The sequence below is a fragment of the Nocardiopsis sp. NRRL B-16309 genome, from assembly GCF_001279585.1.
In the GTDB taxonomy this organism is placed as follows: Bacteria; Actinomycetota; Actinomycetes; order Streptosporangiales; family Streptosporangiaceae; genus Nocardiopsis.
Genome location: NZ_LGEC01000062.1, coordinates 23,018 through 42,814 on the forward strand (window position 1 = coordinate 23,018; position 19,797 = coordinate 42,814).

Below are 19,797 nucleotides of genomic sequence, written 5' to 3' on the forward strand. Positions count from 1 at the left end.
CCCATGAGGAACCGTAAGATCACGCCCTACGCGCTGGTGCTGCCGGCGTGGGCCTGGCTGGCACTGTTCTTCGTGGTGCCCATCGGCGGGATGCTGTCCCTGTCGCTCACCACGGGCAACGTCATCACCGGGTTCGAGCAGTCCTTCGCGGTCGGCAACTACGTCGACGCCGTCAGCACCTACTGGGAGCAGATCCTGCGCTCCCTGTTCTACGGCGCCTGCGCCACGGTGCTGTGCATCGCCATCGGCTACCCGGTGGCCTACTGGATCGCGTTCAAGGGCGGACCGTACAAGTCCACCTACCTGCTCCTGATCCTGCTGCCCTTCTTCGTCTCGTTCGTGCTGCGCACGATCTCGTGGCGGTTCCTGCTCTCCGACAACGGCGTGGTCCTGGGCCCGCTGAAGTCGGTCGGGCTGGTCCCGGAGGGGTTCGCGCTGCTCAACTCCGCGCCCGCGGTGATCCTGGGCCTGGCCTACAACTTCCTGCCGTTCATGATCCTGCCGATCTACGCGGTGCTGGAGCGCATGGACCCGCGGATGGTGGAGGCCGCCCACGACCTGTACGCGGGCCGCTTCCAGGCCTTCGTGCGGGTGATCCTGCCCGTCTCGCTGCCCGGTGTGTTCGCCGGTGTGCTGATGACCTTCATCCCGACCAGCTCCGACTACGTCAACGCCTCGGTGCTGGGCGGCACGCACAACACGATGATCGGCAACGTCATCCAGACGCAGTACCTGATCAACAACAACTACCCGATCGCGTCGTCGATCACCTTCGTCCTCATGGGCCTGCTGCTGATCGGCATCTTCAGCTACGCACGGGCCCTGGGCACCGAGCGCGTCATGGAGGTGCACGCGTGAGCACCGACGTCCTGACACCCCCGGCGGAGCCGGGCACCCCGGCCGGGCCGCGGCGCGCCGCACGCGCGCGCCGCCGGATCGACTGGGGCCGCTGGTACACGTGGGCCGTCCTGGCCTGGCTGTTCCTGCCGATCGTGTTCATGGCCGCGTTCAGCTTCAACGACCCGGCCGGACGGCACAACGTCACCTGGCAGGGCTTCACCCTGCACTGGTACCAGAACGCGTTCGCCTACCCCGAGCTCAACGAGGCGATGTTCAACTCGGTGAGCATCGCACTGCTCACCATGCTGGTGTCGGGCGTGCTGGGCACGCTCCTCGGCCTGGCCCTGGGGCGGTTCACCTTCCGGGGCAAGCAGCTCACCAACCTGGTGATGTTCGCGGCGATCAGCGCCCCCGAGGTGGTGCTGGGCGCGGCGCTGCTGTCCACGTTCCTGATGATGGGCGTCACCACGGGCTACTGGACGACCGTCGTCGCGCACGTGATGTTCTGCGTGTCCTTCGTGGCGATCACCGTGCGGGCCAGGGTCATCACCCTCGACCCGCAGCTGGAGGAGGCCGCCCAGGACCTCGGCGCCGGCCCGTGGACGACGTTCCGGCTGGTCACACTGCCGATGCTCTTCCCCGCGGTGATGGCGGGCGGGCTGCTCGCCTTCGCCCTGTCGATCGACGACTACATCATCACCACGTTCGTCAGCGGCGACGTCACGACGTTCCCGCTGTGGATCTGGGGTACGACCAGGGTGGGCATCCCGCCCCAGGTCAACGTGATGGGAACACTGCTCTTCCTGGTGGGTGTGGTCCTGGCGGTGGCCAACATCGTCATGGCGCGCCGCCGGAGGTAGCGGGCACGGGCCCCGAGTACGGGAACCTCCGGGCCCGGAGGCGGACCCCCTCCCCGAGGGATCCGCCTCCGGGCCGGCCGGGACCCCGTCGGCGCCCCCGTGCCCGAACCGGGCCACCGGCCCGGGTCCGGGGCGCGGTCCGGCACATCCGTCCGTGCCGGCCCGCGCCCCGCTCTGCTGCATCCGTGCCCGCCGAATCCCCGGCGGGCACGGCCACGACGAGACGGAGTGATACCCATGGCCGACGGAGCCGCCGCGCGAGCGGAGAAGGCGCTGGAGGGCGCCCGCCCGAAGGTCTTCTGGCTGGACCCCGACGTTCCCGGACACGAGGTGCCCGAACCGGCCCCCGAGCTGGTCGGCGACGTCCACGCCGACCTGGCCGTGGTCGGCGCCGGGTTCAGCGGACTGTGGACCGCCCTGATCGCCAAGGAGCGCGACCCCGACCGGAACGTGGTGGTCGTGGAGGCGCGCACGGCCGGATGGGCGGCCTCGGGCCGCAACGGCGGCTTCTGCGCCGCCAGCCTCACGCACGGCTACGAGAACGGGCTCGACCGCTGGCCCGAGGAGATCGCCGAGCTGGAGCGCCAGGGCCTGGCCAACCTCGACGGCATCCAGGAGGCCGTGGAACGGCACGGGATCGACTGCGAGTTCGAGCGCACCGGCGAACTGCTCGTGGCCACCGAGCCGTGGCAGGCGGAGGGCTTCGAGGAGGCCGCCCGGTCGATGGCCGAGCACGGCACGACCGCGCAGGTGTGGGACGCCGAGCGGGTCCGCCGGGAGATCGACTCGCCCACCTACGTCGGCGCGCTCTACGAGCCGGACGGGGTGGCCATGGTGCACCCGGCCAAGCTGGCCTGGGGGCTGCGGGCCGCGTGCGAGCGCCTGGGCGTGCGGTTCTTCGAGAACTCCCCCGTGCGCGCGATCCGCTCAGTGCCCGTGCGCCTGCGCCTGGAGACCGCGCGAGGAGCCCTCCACGCGCCCGGGGTCGCCTGGGGGACCGGGGCCTTCCCCGGCCCGCTGCGCCGGCTCAAGCACTACCTCGCCCCGGTCTACGACTACGCGCTGATGACCGAGCCCCTGACCGACGAGCAGATGGCCTCCCTGGGCTGGAAGGGCCGCCAGGGCGTGGGCGACGCGGCCAACTTCTTCCACTACTACCGGCTGACCTCGGACAACCGGATCCTGTGGGGCGGCTACGACGTCGTCCACCACTACGGCGGCAAGGTGCGCCCGGAGTTCGACCAGCGGCCGGAGACCTTCCGGACGCTGTCGGAGCACTTCTTCGCGACCTTCCCCCAGCTGGAGGGCCTGCGTTTCACGCACACGTGGGGCGGGGTCATCGACACGTGCAGCCGGTTCTCCGGGTTCTTCGGCACCGGGTACAAGGGCCGTCTGGCCTACGCCGCGGGCTACACGGGCCTGGGCGTGGGGGCGACCCGCTTCGGCGCGCAGGTGATGCTGGACCGCCTCGACGGCCTGGACACCGAGCGCACCCGGCTGCGGATGGTGCGGGAGAAGCCGCTGCCGTTCCCGCCCGAGCCGGTCCGGTCCCTGGGCATCGAGCTGACCCTGCGGGCCACGGCCGCGGCCGACCGCAACGGCGGGCGGCGCAACCTGTGGCTGCGCGGCCTGGACGCGGTGGGTCTGGGCTTCGACAGCTGACCCAGGGCAAGCTCGGCGGTGCTCACCCTGCTCCGCCGCTCGCGACGGGCGGCATCCACCGAACACGCCCTGGGTGGAAAGTCTCGGTAAGGGGTTGTCCGCGCCCTACGGGCGGCGGCGTGGCGTTCGCGCCGTTGGCGCGGCCCGGGTGAAGATGGACGGGGTCACGGGCGGTCCGAGGGTGCCGCTCCGTGGCCGTTCCACCCCGCACCGAGCCACCGCGTGGCCGCCCACCGGCCCAAGTTCCCAAGGCCGCGCGGTGTTCAACCCGGCCCCGTCCCCGGTTCCCGGGGGCGGGGCGGGCCTGTCACCGGGGGCGGCGCTCAGCGCCCGTATCGGCCGTGGCCTCCCGGGCGGGGTGTGCCCGTCGCGGGGCGGCGCTCAGTAGCCGCGCCAGCCGTCCTCGTGGTAGTCGATGATGCGGGGATGCATCAGCGTCGACTCCTGGACCTCGCCCACGTCCTCGCGGCGGTCGCGGGGGAAGACCTGGGCGGCGGCGAGCAGCTCCTCGTCGAGGAAGCGCAGCTCCGGCGCGCCCTCGGGGATGTCCAGGTCGGGCGCGGCGCCCGTGGTGGCCAGGTAGAAGCCCCAGTTCCCGAACGAGGGCACGTCCACGTTGTACGGGGTGGCGGCGAACCCGGCCCCCTCCAGGGAGCGGCCCACGCTCCAGTAGGCGTCGGGCGCGAAGAACGGCGATCCCGCCTGCACCACCAGGCGGCTCCGCTCCGCCATGGCGTCGGCCACGAGCGAGTAGAACTCCACCGTGTACAGCTTCGAGGTCCCCACGTCCTCGCCGTCCGGCATGTCCGCCACGACGACGTCGAAGTCCTCGGCGTTGGTGCGCAGCCACTGGAAGGCGTCGGTGTTGACGACCTCCACGCGCGGGTCCTCGAACGACCCCTCGTTCAGCTCGCTGATCACCGGGTCCGTCGACGCCAGCTCCACGACCGCGGGGTCCAGGTCCACGAGCGTCACCGAGGCCACGTCGTCGTAGGCGAGGATCTCCCGGATCGCCAGCCCGTCGCCGCCGCCCAGGACGAGCACGTCCTCGTGCGGACCCGCCATCGCCGGGTGGACGAGCGACTCGTGGTACCGGTACTCGTCCAGGGTCGAGAACTGCAGCGAGCCGTTGAGGAACATCCGCACGTCCCGGCCGTCGAGCGAGCGGGTGAGCACGATCTCCTGGTACTCCGAGCGCTCGGCGTGCACGATCGGGTCCCGGTACAGGGCCTGGCGGGCGTCCACCTCGAACCGGTCGGCGTACACGTAGGCCAGGGCCAGCACCGCCACGATGGCCGCCAGGCCGACGCTCAACCCGGCGTAGGCGCTCCTGGTCAGCTCCGTACGGAACAGCCACAGCACCACCGCCACCCCGACCACGGCGTTCAGGGCGCCCACCATCAGCGCGCCCTTGGGCAGGCCCAGCAGCGGCAGCAGCAGGAACGGGAACGCCAGTCCGCCGATCAAGCCGCCCACGTAGTCCGCGGCGAACAGGTCGGCGACCGCCTCGGAGGCCTCCTGCCTGCGGATCCGCTGGATCAGCGTCATCAGCAGGGGGATCTCCATGCCGATGAGCAGGCCGATGAGGAACGACAGCAGCACGAGCGCGGGCTGGTAGGCGGAGAACCAGGCGAACGCCCCGTACAACAGCAGGACGGACAGGCCGCCGACCAGGGACAGCAGGCCCTCGATCACCGCGAACGAGACCGCGGGGCTGGCCTGGAACCGCTTGGACAGCAGGGACCCCACCCCCATGGCGAACACCATCACCGACAGGACCACGGAGGCCTGGGTGATGGTGTTGCCGAGGAGGTAGCTGCCGATGGCCACGAGCGCGAGCTCGTACACCAGGCCACAGGCAGCGCAGACGAAGACCGCCAGCAGGACGAAGAACCTCGCCGCCCTCGGTGGGACCGGGAGCCGGTGCCGGGTCCGGGTGGTGCTGTCAGTCAACTCGGGTGCCTTCGGGTGGTGTCGGTCGATCAGGTGAGGGCCGCGGCGACGACCATGGCGGTCGCCACGTGCGCGGCGGCGCTCACCCAGCTCGCCGGGTGCGGTTCGGGGCTGCTGATCATGTGGGCGATCTTGGCCGGCGAGATGAGGTCGATCAGCAGGAACGACAGGGCCATGACGCCCAGGCCGATCAGGCCGTAGACGGCGGTCGAGAGCAGGCCGGCGCCCAGACCGATCTCGGAGTCGCTGGAGAGGATCGCGCTGGTGACGACGATGGCCGAACCCAGCGTGTTGGCGCACACGAGCAGCACGGCGTTGCGGTTGCGCTGCTCCCAGATGAGCTCGTGCATCTTACCGGGGGTCAGCAGGTCGGTGATGACGTAGCCCAGTACGAGGATGAGGATGCCCACACCGCCGTAGGCGAGGGCGGCGAGTGCGTTGAAGAGGATCTCGTTCATGGTCCAGTTCGATGTGTCGGGGATCGGGGGAGTCTGGAACGGGGGCTACTTGCCGAAGCCGGAGCCGCCGCCACGGTAGTCACTGCCGGAGCCGGTGTTGCGGTTGCTGCCGCCGCTGCCACCGAAGAAGAAGAACCCTCCGCCGGAGGAGCTCGACGAGCCTTCGCACTCGTCGTCGTCATAGGAGGGGTCGCTGACGTAGTCGTCGTCCGGGCAGTAGCGGTTGCTGTCATCATCGCAGGCGCTGAGCAGGGCGAGGACCAGGATGATGGCGCCGATGACGGCCACCACCGTGATCCACTTCTTCCTGCCAGCGCTCGCGTCCTCGTACGCGTTCAATCGGTTCTCTCAGAGGTGGGGGAATGGATGGAGTGTGCAGTATCGGGGACGGTGCCCCGACCAGGAAGGTTACTTTCCGAACCCGGTGCCGCCGCCCCGGTTGTCGCTGCCGCTCCCGTTGCTGTTGGAGCCGCCGCCACCGCCGAAGAAGAGGAACCCGCCACCGCCACCGCCACCGCCGCCGTTGCGGCGGTCGCAGTCGTCGTCGGTGGGCGAGGGTGAGGCCGGGCCCGGCGCGGTACCCGTGCCGCTGATCGAACCGGTGGAGCTGGTCGAGCGCTGGGAGGGCTCACAGTCGGAGTCGTTGTTGCCGCAGGCGGTCAGGGACAGGACCAGGATGAGAGCGCCGCCGATCAGGGCGCGGTGCCGGGCGGTGTTGGCCATGGTCGGCCTCCTCGGACGTCATGGAGTCACGTGTGCCGTGGTCGTCACCAGTTCTCCACTCTGCGGATAGGCGTGCCAGGTGCGCCAGTGGAGGCTTCCCGTGCTGTCGGGGGCCAGGTGCAGCGCGGTGACCGAGAGCGGGTCACCGGGGAAGGCGACGAGGAGTCCGCCGGGGGAGTCGGCCACCTCGCGGTGGAGCCGTTCCACCCGGCGGGCGAGTGCGCTGCGCGGCAACGACTCCACCAGGGAGTCGAAACGGTAGTCGCCGACGCCGCGCAGCGGACGGTCGGCGCTGTCGGGGAGTCCGCCGGGCAGGCCCGGCAGGCACGCCACCGTCTCCACCAGCGCGTCCCCGTCCGACTCCGGACGCACGACCACCTGGTGCGAGGCCCCGAGGACCCGCAGCTCGACCCGGGCGCCGGGCACCTCGACGGTGCGCACGGCGAGGGCGTCGGCCAACGGGTGGTCCAGGGTCCAGACCAGGTCGGCGGCCCGGGTGTCGACGAAGGGCGTACTGATGCTCGCGAGCACGGACCGATCAGCTCCCGGGGTAGATGGTGAAGCTGCCGGGCAGGATCTTCGTGCCGGTGCTGGCCTCCCAACCGCCGTGGTCGAAGCGCTCGAAGGAGAGCATCCGGCCGTCGGCCGACTCGTAGTCGGCGTAGTCGCAGCCGCCCTCGGACTTGAGGCCGGTGGTGCCCTCCGAGCGGTAGGCGGCGGTGCCGCGCTCGTCGAGCTTGTAGGTGGTGCCCTCGAACTCCAGGGTCTTGGAGTGCGGGGTGAGTTCGACGTCGGGTCGGCCGGTCCACAGCGACAGCTGGACGTCGGGGTCCTCCTCGACGGTCAGCCAGCGCTTGCCGCCCTCGACCTCCAGGAAGTGCTCGGACCAGGTGTAGCCGCCCTCGGCCAGGCGCAGGGTTCCGCGGATCCAGGTGCGCTCGGTGCCCCAGTCGATCATGTCGCCGGCCTTGATCGTGCGGGGGTCACCGGTGGTGTCGCCCTCGGAGGCGAAGGGGTCTTTCGGAGCGGACGGCGGGGGCGGAGCCTGGCGCGCCTTCTGTTCCTTCTGCTTCTGGATCAGCAGGGCGACGAGGGCGCCGATGAGAAGTCCGGCGCCGAGCAGGACGAGTACGGTGACCAATGTTCCTCGATTCTCGGGGGCTCACCTGGACGTACCGCGGCCGTGGGCCTTCGGCCCCGGCCGGGCGTGCGGCTGCTCAGTGAGACGTTCGGTGCGGGGTTCTGGTTCCGTTCGAGGCCGGATACGGCCAGAACGGGCGGGCGGGTGCGTCGAACGGGGGGTGTGCCCCGGTACCGGAGTCCGTGTATCCGAACGTCGGTGTACCGGGGCGGTACCGGCACGGGGGTGTACCGGAGTACGGGAAGGCCGGTGCGGTACCGGAGCACCGGGCGGACCGGCCGTCAGGCCCCGGCGGGATCACCGGTCTCCACGGGCAGGGAGGTGTCGGCGCCCCAGCGGCTCCAGGACCCCGGGTACAGGCGCGCGCCGGTGTACCCGGCGTGCTCCAGCGCGAGGAGGTCGTGGCAGGCGGTGACGCCCGAGCCGCAGTAGGCGGTGATGGTCTCGGCGGAGTCCGCGCCCAGGGCGGCGAAACGGGCGCGCAGGGCCTCCGGGGCCGCCAGGAAGCCCTCGTCGTCGAGGTTGTCGGGCCAGGCGGCGCTGCGGGCGCCGGGCACGTGCCCGGGGCGGGCGTCCACGGGGGCGGGCTGCTCGCCGGTGAAGCGCCCGTGCACGCGGGCGTCCAGGAGCAGGGCCGCGCGGTCGCCGGTCGCGGCGCGCACGGTGTCGGTGTCGGCGATCCGGTCGGACGGCCACGGCAGGGGAGTGCGCTCGACCGGTTCCGGAGTGGTCTCGCCCTCCTCCCACGGGCCGTCCCAGGCCTGGAGGCCGCCGTCGAGGATGGCAGCGGGGGTGCCCAGCACGCGCAGCAGCCACACCAGGCGCGCGGCCACGGAACCGCCGGCGTCGTCGTAGACCACCACCGCCGCGTCGTCGCCGATGCCGAGTCGGCCCAGGGCGGCGGCGAAGTCCTCTGGGGCGGGCAGCGGGTGGCGGCCGCCCTCGGGGCTCGCGGGCGCGGCGAGGTCGGCGTCCACGTCGGTGAACACGGCGCCGGGCAGGTGTCCGGCGCGGTAGGCGTCGCGTCCGGAGCGGCCGTCGAGGTACCAGCGGGAGTCGACGAGGACCACCTGGTCGCGGTGGTCGCGGAGCCAGTCGGCCGAGACGGCGACCGGGAGGGACAGGGTTTCGGACATGGGCGCCACCCTAGTACCGGACCCGGGGGCTCGGGGAGAGGTGGGGCCTGGTCAGCGGTGGTCCATGCGGTGAACGCGCAGGATCCACCACAGGCCGAGCACCGGCAGGACGAGGGGGACGAAGAGGTAGCCGCTGCCGAAGTTCGACCACACGGTGTCGTCGGGGAAGGCGCCGGGCGCCAGGAGGCTGGTCACGCCCACCGTGAGCACGCCGACGAGTTCGACGGCGCACGAGACGAACGCGACGCCGCGCGAGGTCCGTCCGGCGCGGGCCAGGCCGACGGCGGCGACGAGGTAGATGATGCCGGCGAGCAGGGACAGCCCGTAGGCCAGCGGTGCCTCGTCGAACCGGGTGGCGAGCTGGTAGCCGCCGCGAGCGGTGGCGGCGAGGGCGAACACCCCGTAGACGGCGACGAGGAGCCGTCCGGGGCCGGTGCGCAGGGTCCGGTCGGCGGAGGCCGTGGCGTCAGACAACGGGGTTCCAGAGCTGTTCGAGGCGGACCATGAGGACGGGCAGGACCAGGCAGGCGAAGGCGATGACGGCGGGGCCCCACTTGCTGCGCTCCATGAAGCCCCACACGGCGCAGGCCGGGGGCAGGAGCACGACGGTGGCGAGGTAGGAGACGAACATCGCCGTCTGGTCGGGGCGGTCCCCGCCCGCGATGGCGACCACGGAGACGACGGCCTGGCCGATGACCAGGAGCCAGAGCACGGCCACGCCGACGAGGTGGGGGACGACCATGGGCTGGTCCCGGAAGGTCGAGACCAGGCACCAGCCCGCCATACCGAGCGCCGCCATCTGAATCGTCATGGTCAGCCAGTCGACCACGCCGCCTCCACCGGAAAGTCGTGACGTCCCGCCCGTGGCGGCGGAACACCTGTTCTACGACAAAGCGTAGTACCCGGCCGGGGCCGGTCGGGTGTCCGGTTCGCGAGGTAGTGTCAGTGTGGTCCGGTGCGTCCCCCACGCCCCCCGTTTCCCGAGATCCGGAGCACGCCCGTGTCCTATCCCCAGAACCCGTCGGGTCCGCAGGAACCGCCCTTCGGGCAGTCCGGCGGGCAGCCTCCGTACGGGCCGTCCGGCGGCACCCCCGGCTTCGGCCCGCCCGGTGGTGACCCCAACCACGGTCCGCGGCAGCCCCCGTACGGGCCTCCCGGCGGCGACCCGAACTACGGTCCGCAGGGCGGGGACCCGAACTACGGTCCTCCCGGCGGCGACCCCCACTACGGCGCGCCCGGCGGTCAGCCTCCGTACGGGCCTCCCGGCGGGCAGCCTCCGTACGGTCCAGGCGGTCAGCCTCCGTACGGCCCGCCCGGTGGTGACCCCAACTACGGTCCTCCCGGCGGCGACCCCAACCACGGCGCTGACTACGGCGCGCCGCCCAAGCAGGGCATGTCCACCGGAGCCAAGGTCGGCATCGGCGTCGGCGGCGGATGCCTGGTGATCCTCGTCGTCCTCGTGGTCGTCGGATTCCTGATCGCCAGGGGCGCGAGCTCGTCCGATCCCTCGTCGCCGCCCGCCGCGGAGTCGTCGACCCAGGCGGAGGAGGCCGAGGAGGGCGTCGAGGAGGACACGGAGGAGCCCGTGGAGGAGGAGCCGGAGGTCACCGACTCCGGCGTCACCATGACCGCCTCGGACGCCGGCACCACGGGTGACGTCCTGGACGAGGAGGCCGTGTACACGGCGATCGACGTCACGATCGAGAACGGCTCCGACGAGGACATCGAGGTCAACCCGCTCTACATCACGGCGACCCTCGCCGACGGCTCGTCGGTGAACGAATGGGGCGAGACCCTGTTCGCCGACATCGACCAGATCGAGGTCGTCACCCTCGCCCCCGGCGACAGCGTGTCCGGACAGATCGCGCTGGTGGGCGAGGTCGACGTCGTCCAGGTCGAACTCCAGCCCCTGTACGGCCAGAACGAACCGCTCGCCGTCGCCGAGGTCTCCTGACCCACCGCCGCACCGGGCGCCGGGGCCGGACGTTCTCGTCCGTCCCCGGCGCCCGTCCCATGGATGGCCGGACACCCGGGCGATCCGCTTCGCGGCCCGTGTCAGCCCGTCCCGGCGTGCCCCGAGTGCGGCACGATGGTGTCGCACCCACCCGGGAGGTCCCACATGGAATCCGCGCACTCCGTCAGTGTCGTCCGCGCAGCCGAACACGCCCTCATGGCACGACTGCCCGAGGGGGCGCTGATGCGCCGGGCCGCGACCGGTCTCGCCGGGCAGTGCGCCCGGCTGCTGCCCCGCGTGTACGGCTCGAGCGTCGTCCTGCTGGTGGGAAGCGGGGACAACGGCGGCGACGCGCTCTACGCGGGGTCCTTCCTGGCCGCGCGCGGCGCGGCGGTGCGTGCCCTGCTCGCCGGGGACGGCGTCCACGAGGGCGGCGCCGCGGCGCTGCGGGCGGCCGGCGGGCGCGTCCACCGCTTCACCGACGCCACGGCCGACGACACCGACCTGTTCGACGCGGACCTGATCGTCGACGGGCTCCTGGGCATCGGCGGTCGCGGCGGGCTGCGCGAGCCGCACGCCGCCCTGGCGCTGCTGGCGGAGAACGCCCCCGCCCCGGTGGTCGCGGTGGACCTGCCAAGCGGGGTGGACGCCGACACCGGCGAGGTCGGGGGCGTCGCCGTCCGCGCCGACGTCACCGTCACCTTCGGCACGCACAAGCCGGGCCTGTTCGTGGATCCGGGAGCGGGCCGGGCCGGGCGGGTGGTGTTCGTGGACATCGGACTCGCCCCGGAGCTGCCGGGCGCGGCCGCGGTCCGTCCACAGGCTGTGGACGTCGCGTCCCTGCTTCCGGCCCCGGGCGGTGACTCCGACAAGTACCGCCGTGGCGTCCTCGACGTGCGCGCCGGATCCGACCGGTACCGTGGCGCGGCCGTGCTGTGCGTCGGCGGCGCCCTGCGCACGGGCGTGGGCATGGTGCGCTACGGGGGCGCGCAGGAGGCGGTCGACCAGGTCCTCGCGCGCTGGCCGGAGACCGTGGCCAGCGTCCACGACCCCCAGAGCACCACCGATCTCGCTCCAGGACGGGTCGCGGCGGTCGTCATCGGCCCGGGCCGCGGCACGCACCCGTCCAACGCCGACGAGCTCCGCGCCGTGCTGGAGAGCGACCGCCCGGTGCTCATCGACGCCGACGGGCTCACACTCCTCAGCGGCAGCGGCGGCAGCCCGCTCGCCGACACCCTGCGCGAGCGCGACGGGCACACCCTGCTGACGCCGCACGCGGGCGAGCTCGCCCGGCTGCTCGGGGTCGAGCGCCAGGACGTCGAGGCGCGGCGGACCGAGCACGCCGCGCGCGCCGCGGAGGAGTTCGGGTGCACGGTGCTGCTCAAGGGCTCCACCACGGTCATCGCCCAGCCGGGGCTCCCCCTCGCGGTCAACCCCACGGGAACGCCCCTGCTGGCGACCGCGGGGACCGGCGACGTGCTCTCGGGGATGGTCGGAGCCCTCCTGGCCGCCGGACTGCCCGCCTACGAGGCGGCGATGTCCGGCGCCTACCTGCACGGACGCGCGGCGCACCTGGCCCGCGACGGCGCGCCGATCAGCGCGAGCGACCTGCTGGACGCCCTCCCCCTCGCCGTCAAGGAGACCCTGCGGGCCCGATGACGCGAGAGGTCGGCCGCGCACGGTCGGCGCGCAGGGCATCCCTATCGCGACAGCGAGGGGTCCATGAGAACCATGAGCTACTCGCAATCACGCGCGAACCTCGCACGACACTCGACGCGATGGTCGAGGACCGAGAGGAGGTCGTGATCACTCGGACGGGCCGAGAACCGGTGGTCCTGGTCGCCCTGGCCGAGTACGAGTCGTCGCGGGGGACCGCCTATCCGCTCAGGGGCCCGGAGAACGCGTCGCCTGGTGACCGACATCGGACGGCTGGAAGCCGGTCACGACCCGGTCGACGTGCGTCCGGTCGAGGGCTCGTGACCGCCCCGTGGGAGGCTGGTACTCCGTTCCCCCCTTCGGACAGGCATCCCCCGTGCTCTCCTCCTGGTCGATCCACCCCGTCGCCCTCCCCGCCCTCGCGGGTCTGTTCCTCGCCCTCTCGCTGGAGTTCCGCCGCATCGCGCGTGACCGCGGCGAGGACTGGCGGGAGGACGTCCCCCTTCGGCTGCGGCAGACGCTCGTCGCTTCCACCATGGGCTGGTCCTACGCGCGCTGGTGGCTGGCCAGCGGCGGCGTCCTGCTCGTGCTGGTCCAGTCCGAGGAGGTCACGTCGGCCGATCTCGCCCTGTGCCTGCCCGTGCTGATGTGGGGGCTGGCGGGTACTCCGGGCGGGCAGCTGGACATGTACCGCAGAGGGCGCGACCCCGACCGGCGCCTCGATCCCCGGCACCCGGAGGCGCCCCGACCCCGGCCGCGGACCGTGCGCAACCGTCCCGTGACGATCGCCGGGTGTTTGATCGTCGCGGTGCTGCTGTGGTGCACTTTCTGGCTCGGCGCCCAGATGCCGCACGACGCGGAGAGCGCCGCGGACTGGGTCCGGGCCCTCGGGATCCTCGTCGTGCTCGTCGCCCTGTCATGGATCGGCGGCCAGGTCCTGGGCGCGAGCCTCTTCTCGTGGGTCCGGCTGGACGGCACGCACGTCACCGTTCAGGGCGGCGGGCAGCGGTTGTCGATCCCCGTCGAGCTCATCGCCGAGGTCCGCTCGGACCGGGGCGTGCGCGTCCGGTTGGCGGACGGCCGGGAGAGCTCCGTCCTGCTGCCCCGCGGACCGGCCGCGGGCGAACGGCAGGCGGCCGAACGGATCAGGGCGTTCGCCGACGAGGTCCGCTCCACCCTCCCCGAGGGTCCGCTGTACCGCGACACCGTGACGCACCCCGGCCCGGACAAGGGCCTGTGGCAGGTGTGGCTGGGGGTGTCGTTGTACCTCCTCAGCCCGATGTGACCCCTGTCAGGCCGCCGGCCGGGCGGCGGCCAGGCCCAGGCGCACGATGTCGGCGATGAAGTACTCGCCCGGGTCGCGGTGGTCGTGCAGCCGGTCGACCAGCGACTCGTCCACCCACATGTACTCGGTGTGCTTGTCCGCCTCCAGCCGGGGCGCGGACAGGTCGCCCTCGACGCGGACCAGGTAGTCGACCTCGTGCCTGGTCAGCCCGTCGCCCGGGTCCCAGTCCAGGCGGTACAGCTCCGCGACCACCTCGGCCAGCCGCCAGCCGGTCTCCTCGGCGACCTCGCGCGCCAGGCCCTCCAACATGGTCTCGCCCGGTTCGACGTGTCCGCCGACGATGTCCCAGCAGTGCGGGAACACCTTGCGGGTGGGGGAGCGGCGCTGGGCGAAGATCCGGCCCTCCGGATCGGCGATGATCGCGCCCGCCACGTGGGTGCGCCCGTCGGAGGTGTCTGGGAACCCGATCCCGGGAGCCACCGTGATGCCCGTCATGCGTCCTCCTCCTCGTCGTCCGTCGGCCACCCTACGGCGTCGTCGCGCCGGCCCCAGGCGGGCAGCCGCAGGGTGATCAGCTTCGCGCGCGGGGCGAGGACCTGGGCCAGCTCGAACACGGCCTCGGTGCGGGAGTGGTCCTCGTCCAGGACGGAGAACAGGTTGACGCCCAGATAGAACGTGATCGCCCCGTAGGCGACCTCGCGCGCGGGCAGCATCCGGCCGAGCGCCGAGCCGCCCAGGACGCGGTTCCACTCGCCCTCGATGAACGCGATCCACGGCTCGGCGCGGTCGCGGATCTCGGGGCGCAGCTCCGGCTTGGACACCGCGGCCGCGACCAGCTCGGTGAACTCCGCCATGTACCCGCGCTCCAGGTCGGTCCGGTAGATCTCGGTCGCCGCCTCCACCAGCTGCTCGAACGTGCGCGCCTTCGCGGTGAGCTCCCGGTACATCGCCAGGCGCTCGGCGCTGGAGCGGTCCAGGGCCGCCAGAAGCAGTTGGTCGACGCCGCCGAAGTGGTAGAAGACCAGCGCCGAGTTGGCCTCCGCGCGCGTGGCGATGGCGCGCGCCGACGCCCCCGCGTACCCCTCCTCGCGCAGCGTCGCGGTCGCCGCCGCCAGCAGCCGCTCCCTGGTCTCCTCGCTCGTGCGCCGTCCGCCGCCCTTGGCCATCGAATCCCCGCCCCTTGCTCTCCGGTCGCGGTTCATCATACGCTTTAATCAAGTGATTAAATCGAGCGGTTGAATCAAATGATCAAGGAGCGCCCGTGCAGACATCCCCCGAGCGGCCCATCGGCATGCGGGAGCGCTGGATCCTGGCCGTGATCGTCGGACTCGTCTTCGCCGGACTGGTGGTCCTGCGCGTCACCAGCTGGGGCGGCCTGGACCAGACCGCGCTGTTCTACCTGGGCCTTCCCGCCACCATCGCGCTCCTGATCGTGTTCACCGCGCGGCCGAGGACCGGCGTCGGGGCGGCCATGGCCGTCACCGCGCTCGTGCTCGCCATGTCCGGCCCCCTGCTCGCCGAGGGCATGGTGTGCCTGCTCCTGGCGGCGCCGCTGATCTTCGGGGTCGTCGCCCTGGTCGCCGCGCTCTGCTCCGCCATCGCCCGGGGCGGCTCCGGATCACGGCACGCCCTGCTGTTCGTGCCCGTGCTCTTCGTCCTGACGCTGGAGGGCGTCGGCGGCACCACGATCCTGCCCAGGGCCGACCAGGGCACCGGTGAGCGCGTGATCGACGCCGCGCCGGGCGAGGTCGCCGCCGCACTGGCCGCGCCGCCCGAGTACGGCGCGTTCGAGGCCCTCTTCCTGCGCGCGGTCCCCTTCCCCGAGCCCGTGCGGGCCGAGGGGGAGGGCCTGGAGGTCGGTGACACCCGCGTCGTCCACTTCACGCCGCGCACCACCCTCGGGATCGGCGACGAGCCCACCCCGCGCCACATGGAGCTGGTGGTGGCGCAGAGCAGAGTGGGACCCGACGGCGGCCGGGTCGTCTTCGACGTCGTCGAGGACACCGCCTTCTCCGGCTGGATGGACATGCGCGGGGCGCGGGCGTCGTGGTCGGAGGCCGACGGCGGCACCCGGCTCGACTGGACCATCGACTACGAGCGCACCTACGAGCCCTCCTGGTACTTCGGCCCGCTCCAGGCCTACGCCACCGGGCTGGCCGCCGAGTACCTCGCCGCCACCTTCGGGACCACCGCCGAGGAGCAGGCCCGGTGATCGCCGACACCGAACTCCACGCCACCCTGGTCCGCGGCCTGGGCCTGTTCGGCCCCCTCCTCGCGCTCGTGGCGCTGTGCTCCTGGCGCGTGCCCTCCCGCCGGGAGACCGCGGCCATGATCGTCTCCGGCGCCTGGGCCCTGCTCACCCTGCTGCCGCTCAACCTGGTCGCCCTGCGCCTCGGCTGGTGGACCTTCCACGCCGATGGCGGCATGTGGCTGGGGATGCCCGTGGACCTCGTCGTCGCCTGGGTCGTCCTGTGGGGCCCGCTTCCGGCCCTGCTGCTGCGCGTGCTCCCCGTCCCGCTGCTCACCGCCCTGCTGGTCTGGGCCGACATCCTGCTCATGCCGCTCGCCGCGCCCGTGGTGGACCTCAGTCGGCTGTGGCTGGTCGGCGAGTTCGCCGGAGCGGTCGTGTGCCTGATCCCCGCGCTGCTGCTCGCGTACTGGACCCGCGAGGGCCAGCTCGTCCACGCGCGGGTGTGGGTCCAGGCCGGACTCGCGTTCGGGCTGATGGTGGTGCTGCCCGTGTTCGTGCTCGGCGTCGTCCCCAGCGGCTCCACCGTGTTCGCCGGGGCCCAGGCCGTCGCGCTCGCCGGGCTGCCCGGCCTGGCCGCCGCCCGCGAGTTCGCGCGCGTGGGCGCTGGCACCCCGCTGCCCTACGACCCGCCCGTCCACCTGGTCACCAGCGGGCCCTACGCCTACCTGCGCAACCCCATGCAGACCTCGATGGTGGCCGTCTACGCGGTGCTCGCCGTGCTCCTGCGCGAACCCGCCCTGCTCCTGTTGGGCCTGAGCGCACTCGTCTACGGCGCCGGGTTCGCCGACTGGCACGAGGACGGCCAGCTGCGCGCGGCGTTCGGACGCCGGTGGACCGACTACCGGTCGGCCGTGCGCCCCTGGCTGCCCCGGTGGCGGCCCTGGCCGGGCCGCACCCCCGGTGTCCTCTACGTCGCCGAGGACTGCGCCGTGTGCAGGGGCCTCGGCGCCTGGATCGCCGCCCGCTCACCCGTCGCGCTGGAACTGCGGCCCGCGGCCGGGCACCCCGAGGTCCTCTACCGCGTCACCTACGAGACTCCCGACGGCTCGCGCTGGAGCGGTGTGTCCGCCGTCGCCCGGGCGCTGGAGCACCTCCACCTGGGGTGGGCGCTCACCGGCTGGGCCCTCGACCTGCCCGGTCCGCGTCAGTTCGCCCAGGTGTGCGCGGACGTCTTCGGCGCCGGTCCGCGGCCCTCCCGCGCCCCGCGCACAGCCGTCCCGGAGACCGGGCACGGCGAGCGCGTCTGAGCGACGGCCGGGGGCGCGGGCGTCGTGTCAGGGGGACGGCCGTGAGGGACCGGCCTGCGACCGACTGCGTGGGAAGGACCGCGTGGGGATCGGCCGTGCGGGCCTTCCCGTGAGCGCGGCGGCCGTGAGGGACGGACCGCGTGGGACCGGCCTCGTGGCGGCGGCCGCGCGGGACAGACCGTGTGGCGGCGGCCGCGCGGGCCTTCCCCTGCGGGAGGCCGTGGGGACGGACGCGACCGGCTGCCGGCCACCGCCCGGGCCCGTACACCGCCTGCCGCCGCCGCGTCCCGCGCCGTTATGCTCGGTCGGGGCCGACCCTCGGCCCCCGACGCGCTCACCCCCCGGACGGCACGAGGACTCCCATGGAAGAACAGGCCATGCTCGCGCGGGACCTCGTCCTGCGCGTCTGTGCCGGTCCGACCGAGCTCGATCCCCAGTGGATCCGGGCCGGCGGCAAGGTCACCACCCCCTTCCTCGTGCCCCGCGACCGCAACCTCGTCCGCGCGATCGTCGCCGCCGGGCGCTCGATGGGCGTGGACCGCCTCCTCGTCTGCCGGACCCGCCCCGAGTTCTCCTACGAAGCCGTCACCGAGGTCCCCCTCGACACCGACACCCTGGTCGACCTCATCCGGGGGTGGGGGCCCACGCCCACCGACTTCCTCGTCTGTGTCGAGGACTTCTCCGCCGCCGTCCTGGTCGACGCCGACGAACTCACCGTGGCGGCCGGCCCGCCCGACTTCGTCCGCGAACTCGTCGGGGCCGACATCCCCCAGGCCCGCGCCCACTTCGCCGCCCGGGCACGCGCGGAGGGCGGCGCGGTCCTCACCCGCGCCGCGCAGCTCTACCACTGCGTCGAGCCCGGTGCCCGCCACGCCCGCACCCCGCGCGGGCCCGGACCGGACCTCGCCGAACGCCTGTCCCGCGCCGCCGACCGCGCCCGCGAGCGCTCCCCGCGGGCCGTGCGCGGCCTGCGCGTGCTCCGCGGCTCCTGGGGGTGGCTCATGCTCGTCGCCCTGCTCGCCGTACCCCTGGCCGCGCCCGCCCTGCGACCCGTCCTTCCCGTGCTGGCACTCACGTACCTGCTGCTCTTCCAGCTGGCCTGGCTCTCGCGCTCGCGCACCGTCTCCTTCGCGACCCTGCTGCGGGTGGTCGCCCTCGGCGCCGCCCTGCTGTGGCCGGTCGCCCTCGCCGAGTCCGCGCTCGTGCGGTTCCTGGGGGCCGACCCCTACGGTGTCCTCGCCTACACCTACGTCGCGGTGCCCGTGGAGGAACTCGGCAAGCTCGCGCCGCTGCTGCTCCTGCCGCTCGTGGCCCGGCGCCGGGCGCGCCGCCTGGCGGCCACCGACTTCCTGCTGCTGGCGGCGGCCTCCGGAGCCGGATTCCAGCTCGCCGAACGACTGCTGACCGAGGTGGCGCTGATGGAGGGCGGCCACACCGGTGGAAACGGCCTGCTCCTGCCCGGCGGATCCGTCGTCTACGCCCCGGACGGCGGCGTCCTCGCCGTCTTCTCCGGGCACGCCGTGACCACCGGCCTGGTCGGCGCCGCGCTCGGGCTGGCCATCGTCGGCCGCCGCTACGGTGCCTGGCTCTGGCTGCTGCCCCCGCTCGCGCTGGCCACCGCCGTCCTGGAACACCTCAACCTCAACGCGGTGCTCTCCGGCGCGAGCCTGCACTGGGCCACCGACGCGGTCTTCGCCGTCCTCGGCGGCGGCGTGCTCACCCCGTGGCTGCTGCTCCTGCTCCTGCTGTGCGCGGTCGCGATGGACTACCGGATGATCGGTACCGCCGCCGAGAGCACACCGCCGCTGCCCGGGCAGCCGCCCCTGGCCCGGCTGCGCCGCTGGGCGTGGGGCCGCTCGATCGCGATGCGCGTGCGGGTACCCGCCGACATCGCGCCGCTGTTCCGCCGGATCGCGCTGTCGTGGATCGACCTGCCGGTCACCCTGGCGACCATGCTGTCCTCGATCGCGCACGAGCTGGCCGCCGCCACGATCGCGGCCCGCCGGGGGCCGGGGGTCCTGTGCGACACCTGGCGCTTCGTGCGACACCGGAGGGCCAGCGCCATGGGCGAGGCCCGCTCCGAGGGGCGGCCCTGGCGCCCCTACCCCGCTCAGGAAACCCTGACCCGCACCGCGCGCGAGCTGGCCATCCGGCTCGGCCTGGCCGCGACCGGGGGGATCACCGCGGCCGCCGCGGCGGCGCTCATGCTGGCCGCCCTCCCGGCCGCCGCGGTCCTGCCCCCGGTCACCGGGGCAGGCGCCGACACCCCCGCCTACGCCCTGGTGGCGGTGGCCCGGCTCCAGACCTGGCTGGGCGAGCAGGACGGGGTCGTGTGGGCCGTGGTGGCGCTGGTAGCGGTGGTGAGCCTGCTGACGACCGGCAACGCCGTGCCGCACGCCCACCCGCGGATGCGCGAGTTCCTGCGCGCGCCCACCGCCAACACGGGCGCGATCCTGGGCATGCTCGCCCCCGGGCAGGTCGGCTACGCGCTGCCGGGCCTGGTCGGCCTGGCCCTGCCGCGTGGGGTGGACCGCCTCCTGGTCCGCTGACCCGCTCAGGCCCGGTACGCGTCCCGACGGTGGCGGATCGAATGGATCTCGATCACGTCCTTGTCCGGGCGGATCGGGAAGT

At 73.1% G+C, this 19,797-nt stretch carries 20 protein-coding genes and 1 pseudogene; 10 read left to right on the plus strand and 11 right to left on the minus strand.

The genetic code is table 11. The annotated features are described in order from the left end of the window. The first annotated feature begins 3 nt into the window (after nt 1-3). The 3 genes from ADL05_RS08685 to ADL05_RS08695 all read left to right on the plus strand — a co-directional run bounded on the left by ADL05_RS08685 (nt 4) and on the right by ADL05_RS08695 (nt 3,362). Nucleotides 4-858 carry an ABC transporter permease gene (locus ADL05_RS08685; RefSeq protein WP_053616365.1) on the plus strand — a complete coding sequence of 285 codons (855 nt, stop codon included), beginning with the start codon at nt 4-6 and terminating at the stop codon, nt 856-858. Further along, entirely contained in the window at nt 855-1,700 is an 846-nt protein-coding gene (locus ADL05_RS08690) for an ABC transporter permease (RefSeq protein WP_082376204.1), read from the plus strand. Before ADL05_RS08685 ends, ADL05_RS08690 begins: the two co-directional genes overlap by 4 nt. A gap of 237 nt (nt 1,701-1,937) precedes the next feature. Beyond that, nucleotides 1,938-3,362, plus strand: a complete 1,425-nt coding sequence (locus ADL05_RS08695) for an FAD-binding oxidoreductase (RefSeq protein ID WP_053616366.1) — start codon at nt 1,938-1,940, stop codon at nt 3,360-3,362. 381 nt (nt 3,363-3,743) lie between these two features. On the opposite strand, the gene ADL05_RS08700 is transcribed toward ADL05_RS08695, so the two are convergent. From ADL05_RS08700 to ADL05_RS08740, 9 genes are all read right to left on the minus strand, one after another. Further along, a complete protein-coding gene (locus tag ADL05_RS08700; RefSeq protein ID WP_053616367.1) occupies nt 3,744-5,315 on the minus strand; it encodes a polyamine aminopropyltransferase in 1,572 nt (523 codons plus the stop codon). A gap of 29 nt (nt 5,316-5,344) precedes the next feature. Beyond that, nucleotides 5,345-5,773 carry a DUF350 domain-containing protein gene (locus ADL05_RS08705; protein WP_053616368.1) on the minus strand — a complete coding sequence of 143 codons (429 nt, stop codon included), beginning with the start codon at nt 5,771-5,773 and terminating at the stop codon, nt 5,345-5,347. A 45-nt stretch (nt 5,774-5,818) separates the two neighbouring features. Further along, nucleotides 5,819-6,112: a hypothetical protein gene (locus ADL05_RS08710; protein WP_053616369.1), complete on the minus strand. Its 294-nt coding sequence runs from the start codon at nt 6,110-6,112 to the stop codon at nt 5,819-5,821. 69 nt (nt 6,113-6,181) lie between these two features. After that, nucleotides 6,182-6,496 (minus strand): hypothetical protein, encoded by a 315-nt coding sequence (locus ADL05_RS08715; protein WP_053616370.1) that lies wholly within the window; start codon nt 6,494-6,496, stop codon nt 6,182-6,184. 18 nt (nt 6,497-6,514) lie between these two features. After that, the gene (locus ADL05_RS08720; RefSeq protein ID WP_053616371.1) at nt 6,515-7,027 is read right to left on the minus strand and encodes a DUF2617 family protein; all 513 of its coding nucleotides are present in this window, start codon (nt 7,025-7,027) and stop codon (nt 6,515-6,517) included. Nucleotides 7,028-7,034: 7 nt separating this feature from the next. Next, nucleotides 7,035-7,637: a DUF4178 domain-containing protein gene (locus ADL05_RS08725; protein WP_053616372.1), complete on the minus strand. Its 603-nt coding sequence runs from the start codon at nt 7,635-7,637 to the stop codon at nt 7,035-7,037. Nucleotides 7,638-7,918: 281 nt separating this feature from the next. Then, on the minus strand, nt 7,919-8,773 hold the full coding sequence (locus ADL05_RS08730) for a sulfurtransferase (RefSeq protein ID WP_053616373.1): 855 nt from the start codon (nt 8,771-8,773) through the stop codon (nt 7,919-7,921). Between the two features lie 51 nt (nt 8,774-8,824). Further along, nucleotides 8,825-9,247 (minus strand): hypothetical protein, encoded by a 423-nt coding sequence (locus ADL05_RS08735; protein ID WP_053616374.1) that lies wholly within the window; start codon nt 9,245-9,247, stop codon nt 8,825-8,827. Further along, complete coding sequence (locus ADL05_RS08740) at nt 9,240-9,602, minus strand: hypothetical protein (RefSeq protein WP_053616375.1); 363 nt, start codon at nt 9,600-9,602, stop codon at nt 9,240-9,242. The genes ADL05_RS08735 and ADL05_RS08740 overlap by 8 nt, the downstream gene beginning before the upstream one ends. A 171-nt stretch (nt 9,603-9,773) precedes the next feature. On the opposite strand from ADL05_RS08740, the gene ADL05_RS08745 reads away from it, so the two are divergent. The 4 genes and pseudogenes from ADL05_RS08745 to ADL05_RS08755 all read left to right on the plus strand — a co-directional run bounded on the left by ADL05_RS08745 (nt 9,774) and on the right by ADL05_RS08755 (nt 13,668). Beyond that, on the plus strand, nt 9,774-10,727 hold the full coding sequence (locus ADL05_RS08745) for a DUF4352 domain-containing protein (RefSeq protein WP_082376205.1): 954 nt from the start codon (nt 9,774-9,776) through the stop codon (nt 10,725-10,727). 165 nt (nt 10,728-10,892) lie between these two features. Beyond that, nucleotides 10,893-12,386 (plus strand): NAD(P)H-hydrate dehydratase, encoded by a 1,494-nt coding sequence (locus ADL05_RS08750; RefSeq protein WP_053616376.1) that lies wholly within the window; start codon nt 10,893-10,895, stop codon nt 12,384-12,386. Between the two features lie 119 nt (nt 12,387-12,505). After that, a pseudogene (locus ADL05_RS32395) lies at nt 12,506-12,574 on the plus strand (type II toxin-antitoxin system prevent-host-death family antitoxin); the annotation flags it as partial. A gap of 185 nt (nt 12,575-12,759) precedes the next feature. Then, complete coding sequence (locus ADL05_RS08755; RefSeq protein WP_053616377.1) at nt 12,760-13,668, plus strand: hypothetical protein; 909 nt, start codon at nt 12,760-12,762, stop codon at nt 13,666-13,668. Between the two features lie 6 nt (nt 13,669-13,674). On the opposite strand, the gene ADL05_RS08760 is transcribed toward ADL05_RS08755, so the two are convergent. Together ADL05_RS08760 and ADL05_RS08765 are read right to left on the minus strand one after the other, a co-directional pair. Further along, on the minus strand, nt 13,675-14,163 hold the full coding sequence (locus ADL05_RS08760; protein WP_053616378.1) for an NUDIX hydrolase: 489 nt from the start codon (nt 14,161-14,163) through the stop codon (nt 13,675-13,677). After that, nucleotides 14,160-14,834, minus strand: a complete 675-nt coding sequence (locus ADL05_RS08765) for a TetR/AcrR family transcriptional regulator (protein WP_053616379.1) — start codon at nt 14,832-14,834, stop codon at nt 14,160-14,162. The genes ADL05_RS08760 and ADL05_RS08765 overlap by 4 nt, the downstream gene beginning before the upstream one ends. Before the next feature lie 95 nt (nt 14,835-14,929). Here ADL05_RS08765 and ADL05_RS08770 point away from each other — a divergent pair, with 95 nt between their 5' ends. The 3 genes from ADL05_RS08770 (at nt 14,930) to ADL05_RS08780 (ending at nt 19,715) form a co-directional block, all read left to right on the plus strand. After that, nucleotides 14,930-15,880 (plus strand): hypothetical protein, encoded by a 951-nt coding sequence (locus ADL05_RS08770; protein ID WP_369800911.1) that lies wholly within the window; start codon nt 14,930-14,932, stop codon nt 15,878-15,880. Continuing rightward, the gene (locus tag ADL05_RS08775) at nt 15,877-17,166 is read left to right on the plus strand and encodes an isoprenylcysteine carboxylmethyltransferase family protein (protein ID WP_231640667.1); all 1,290 of its coding nucleotides are present in this window, start codon (nt 15,877-15,879) and stop codon (nt 17,164-17,166) included. Before ADL05_RS08770 ends, ADL05_RS08775 begins: the two co-directional genes overlap by 4 nt. A 362-nt stretch (nt 17,167-17,528) precedes the next feature. Beyond that, complete coding sequence (locus ADL05_RS08780) at nt 17,529-19,715, plus strand: PrsW family intramembrane metalloprotease (RefSeq protein ID WP_053616380.1); 2,187 nt, start codon at nt 17,529-17,531, stop codon at nt 19,713-19,715. Nucleotides 19,716-19,797: the final 82 nt, after the last annotated feature.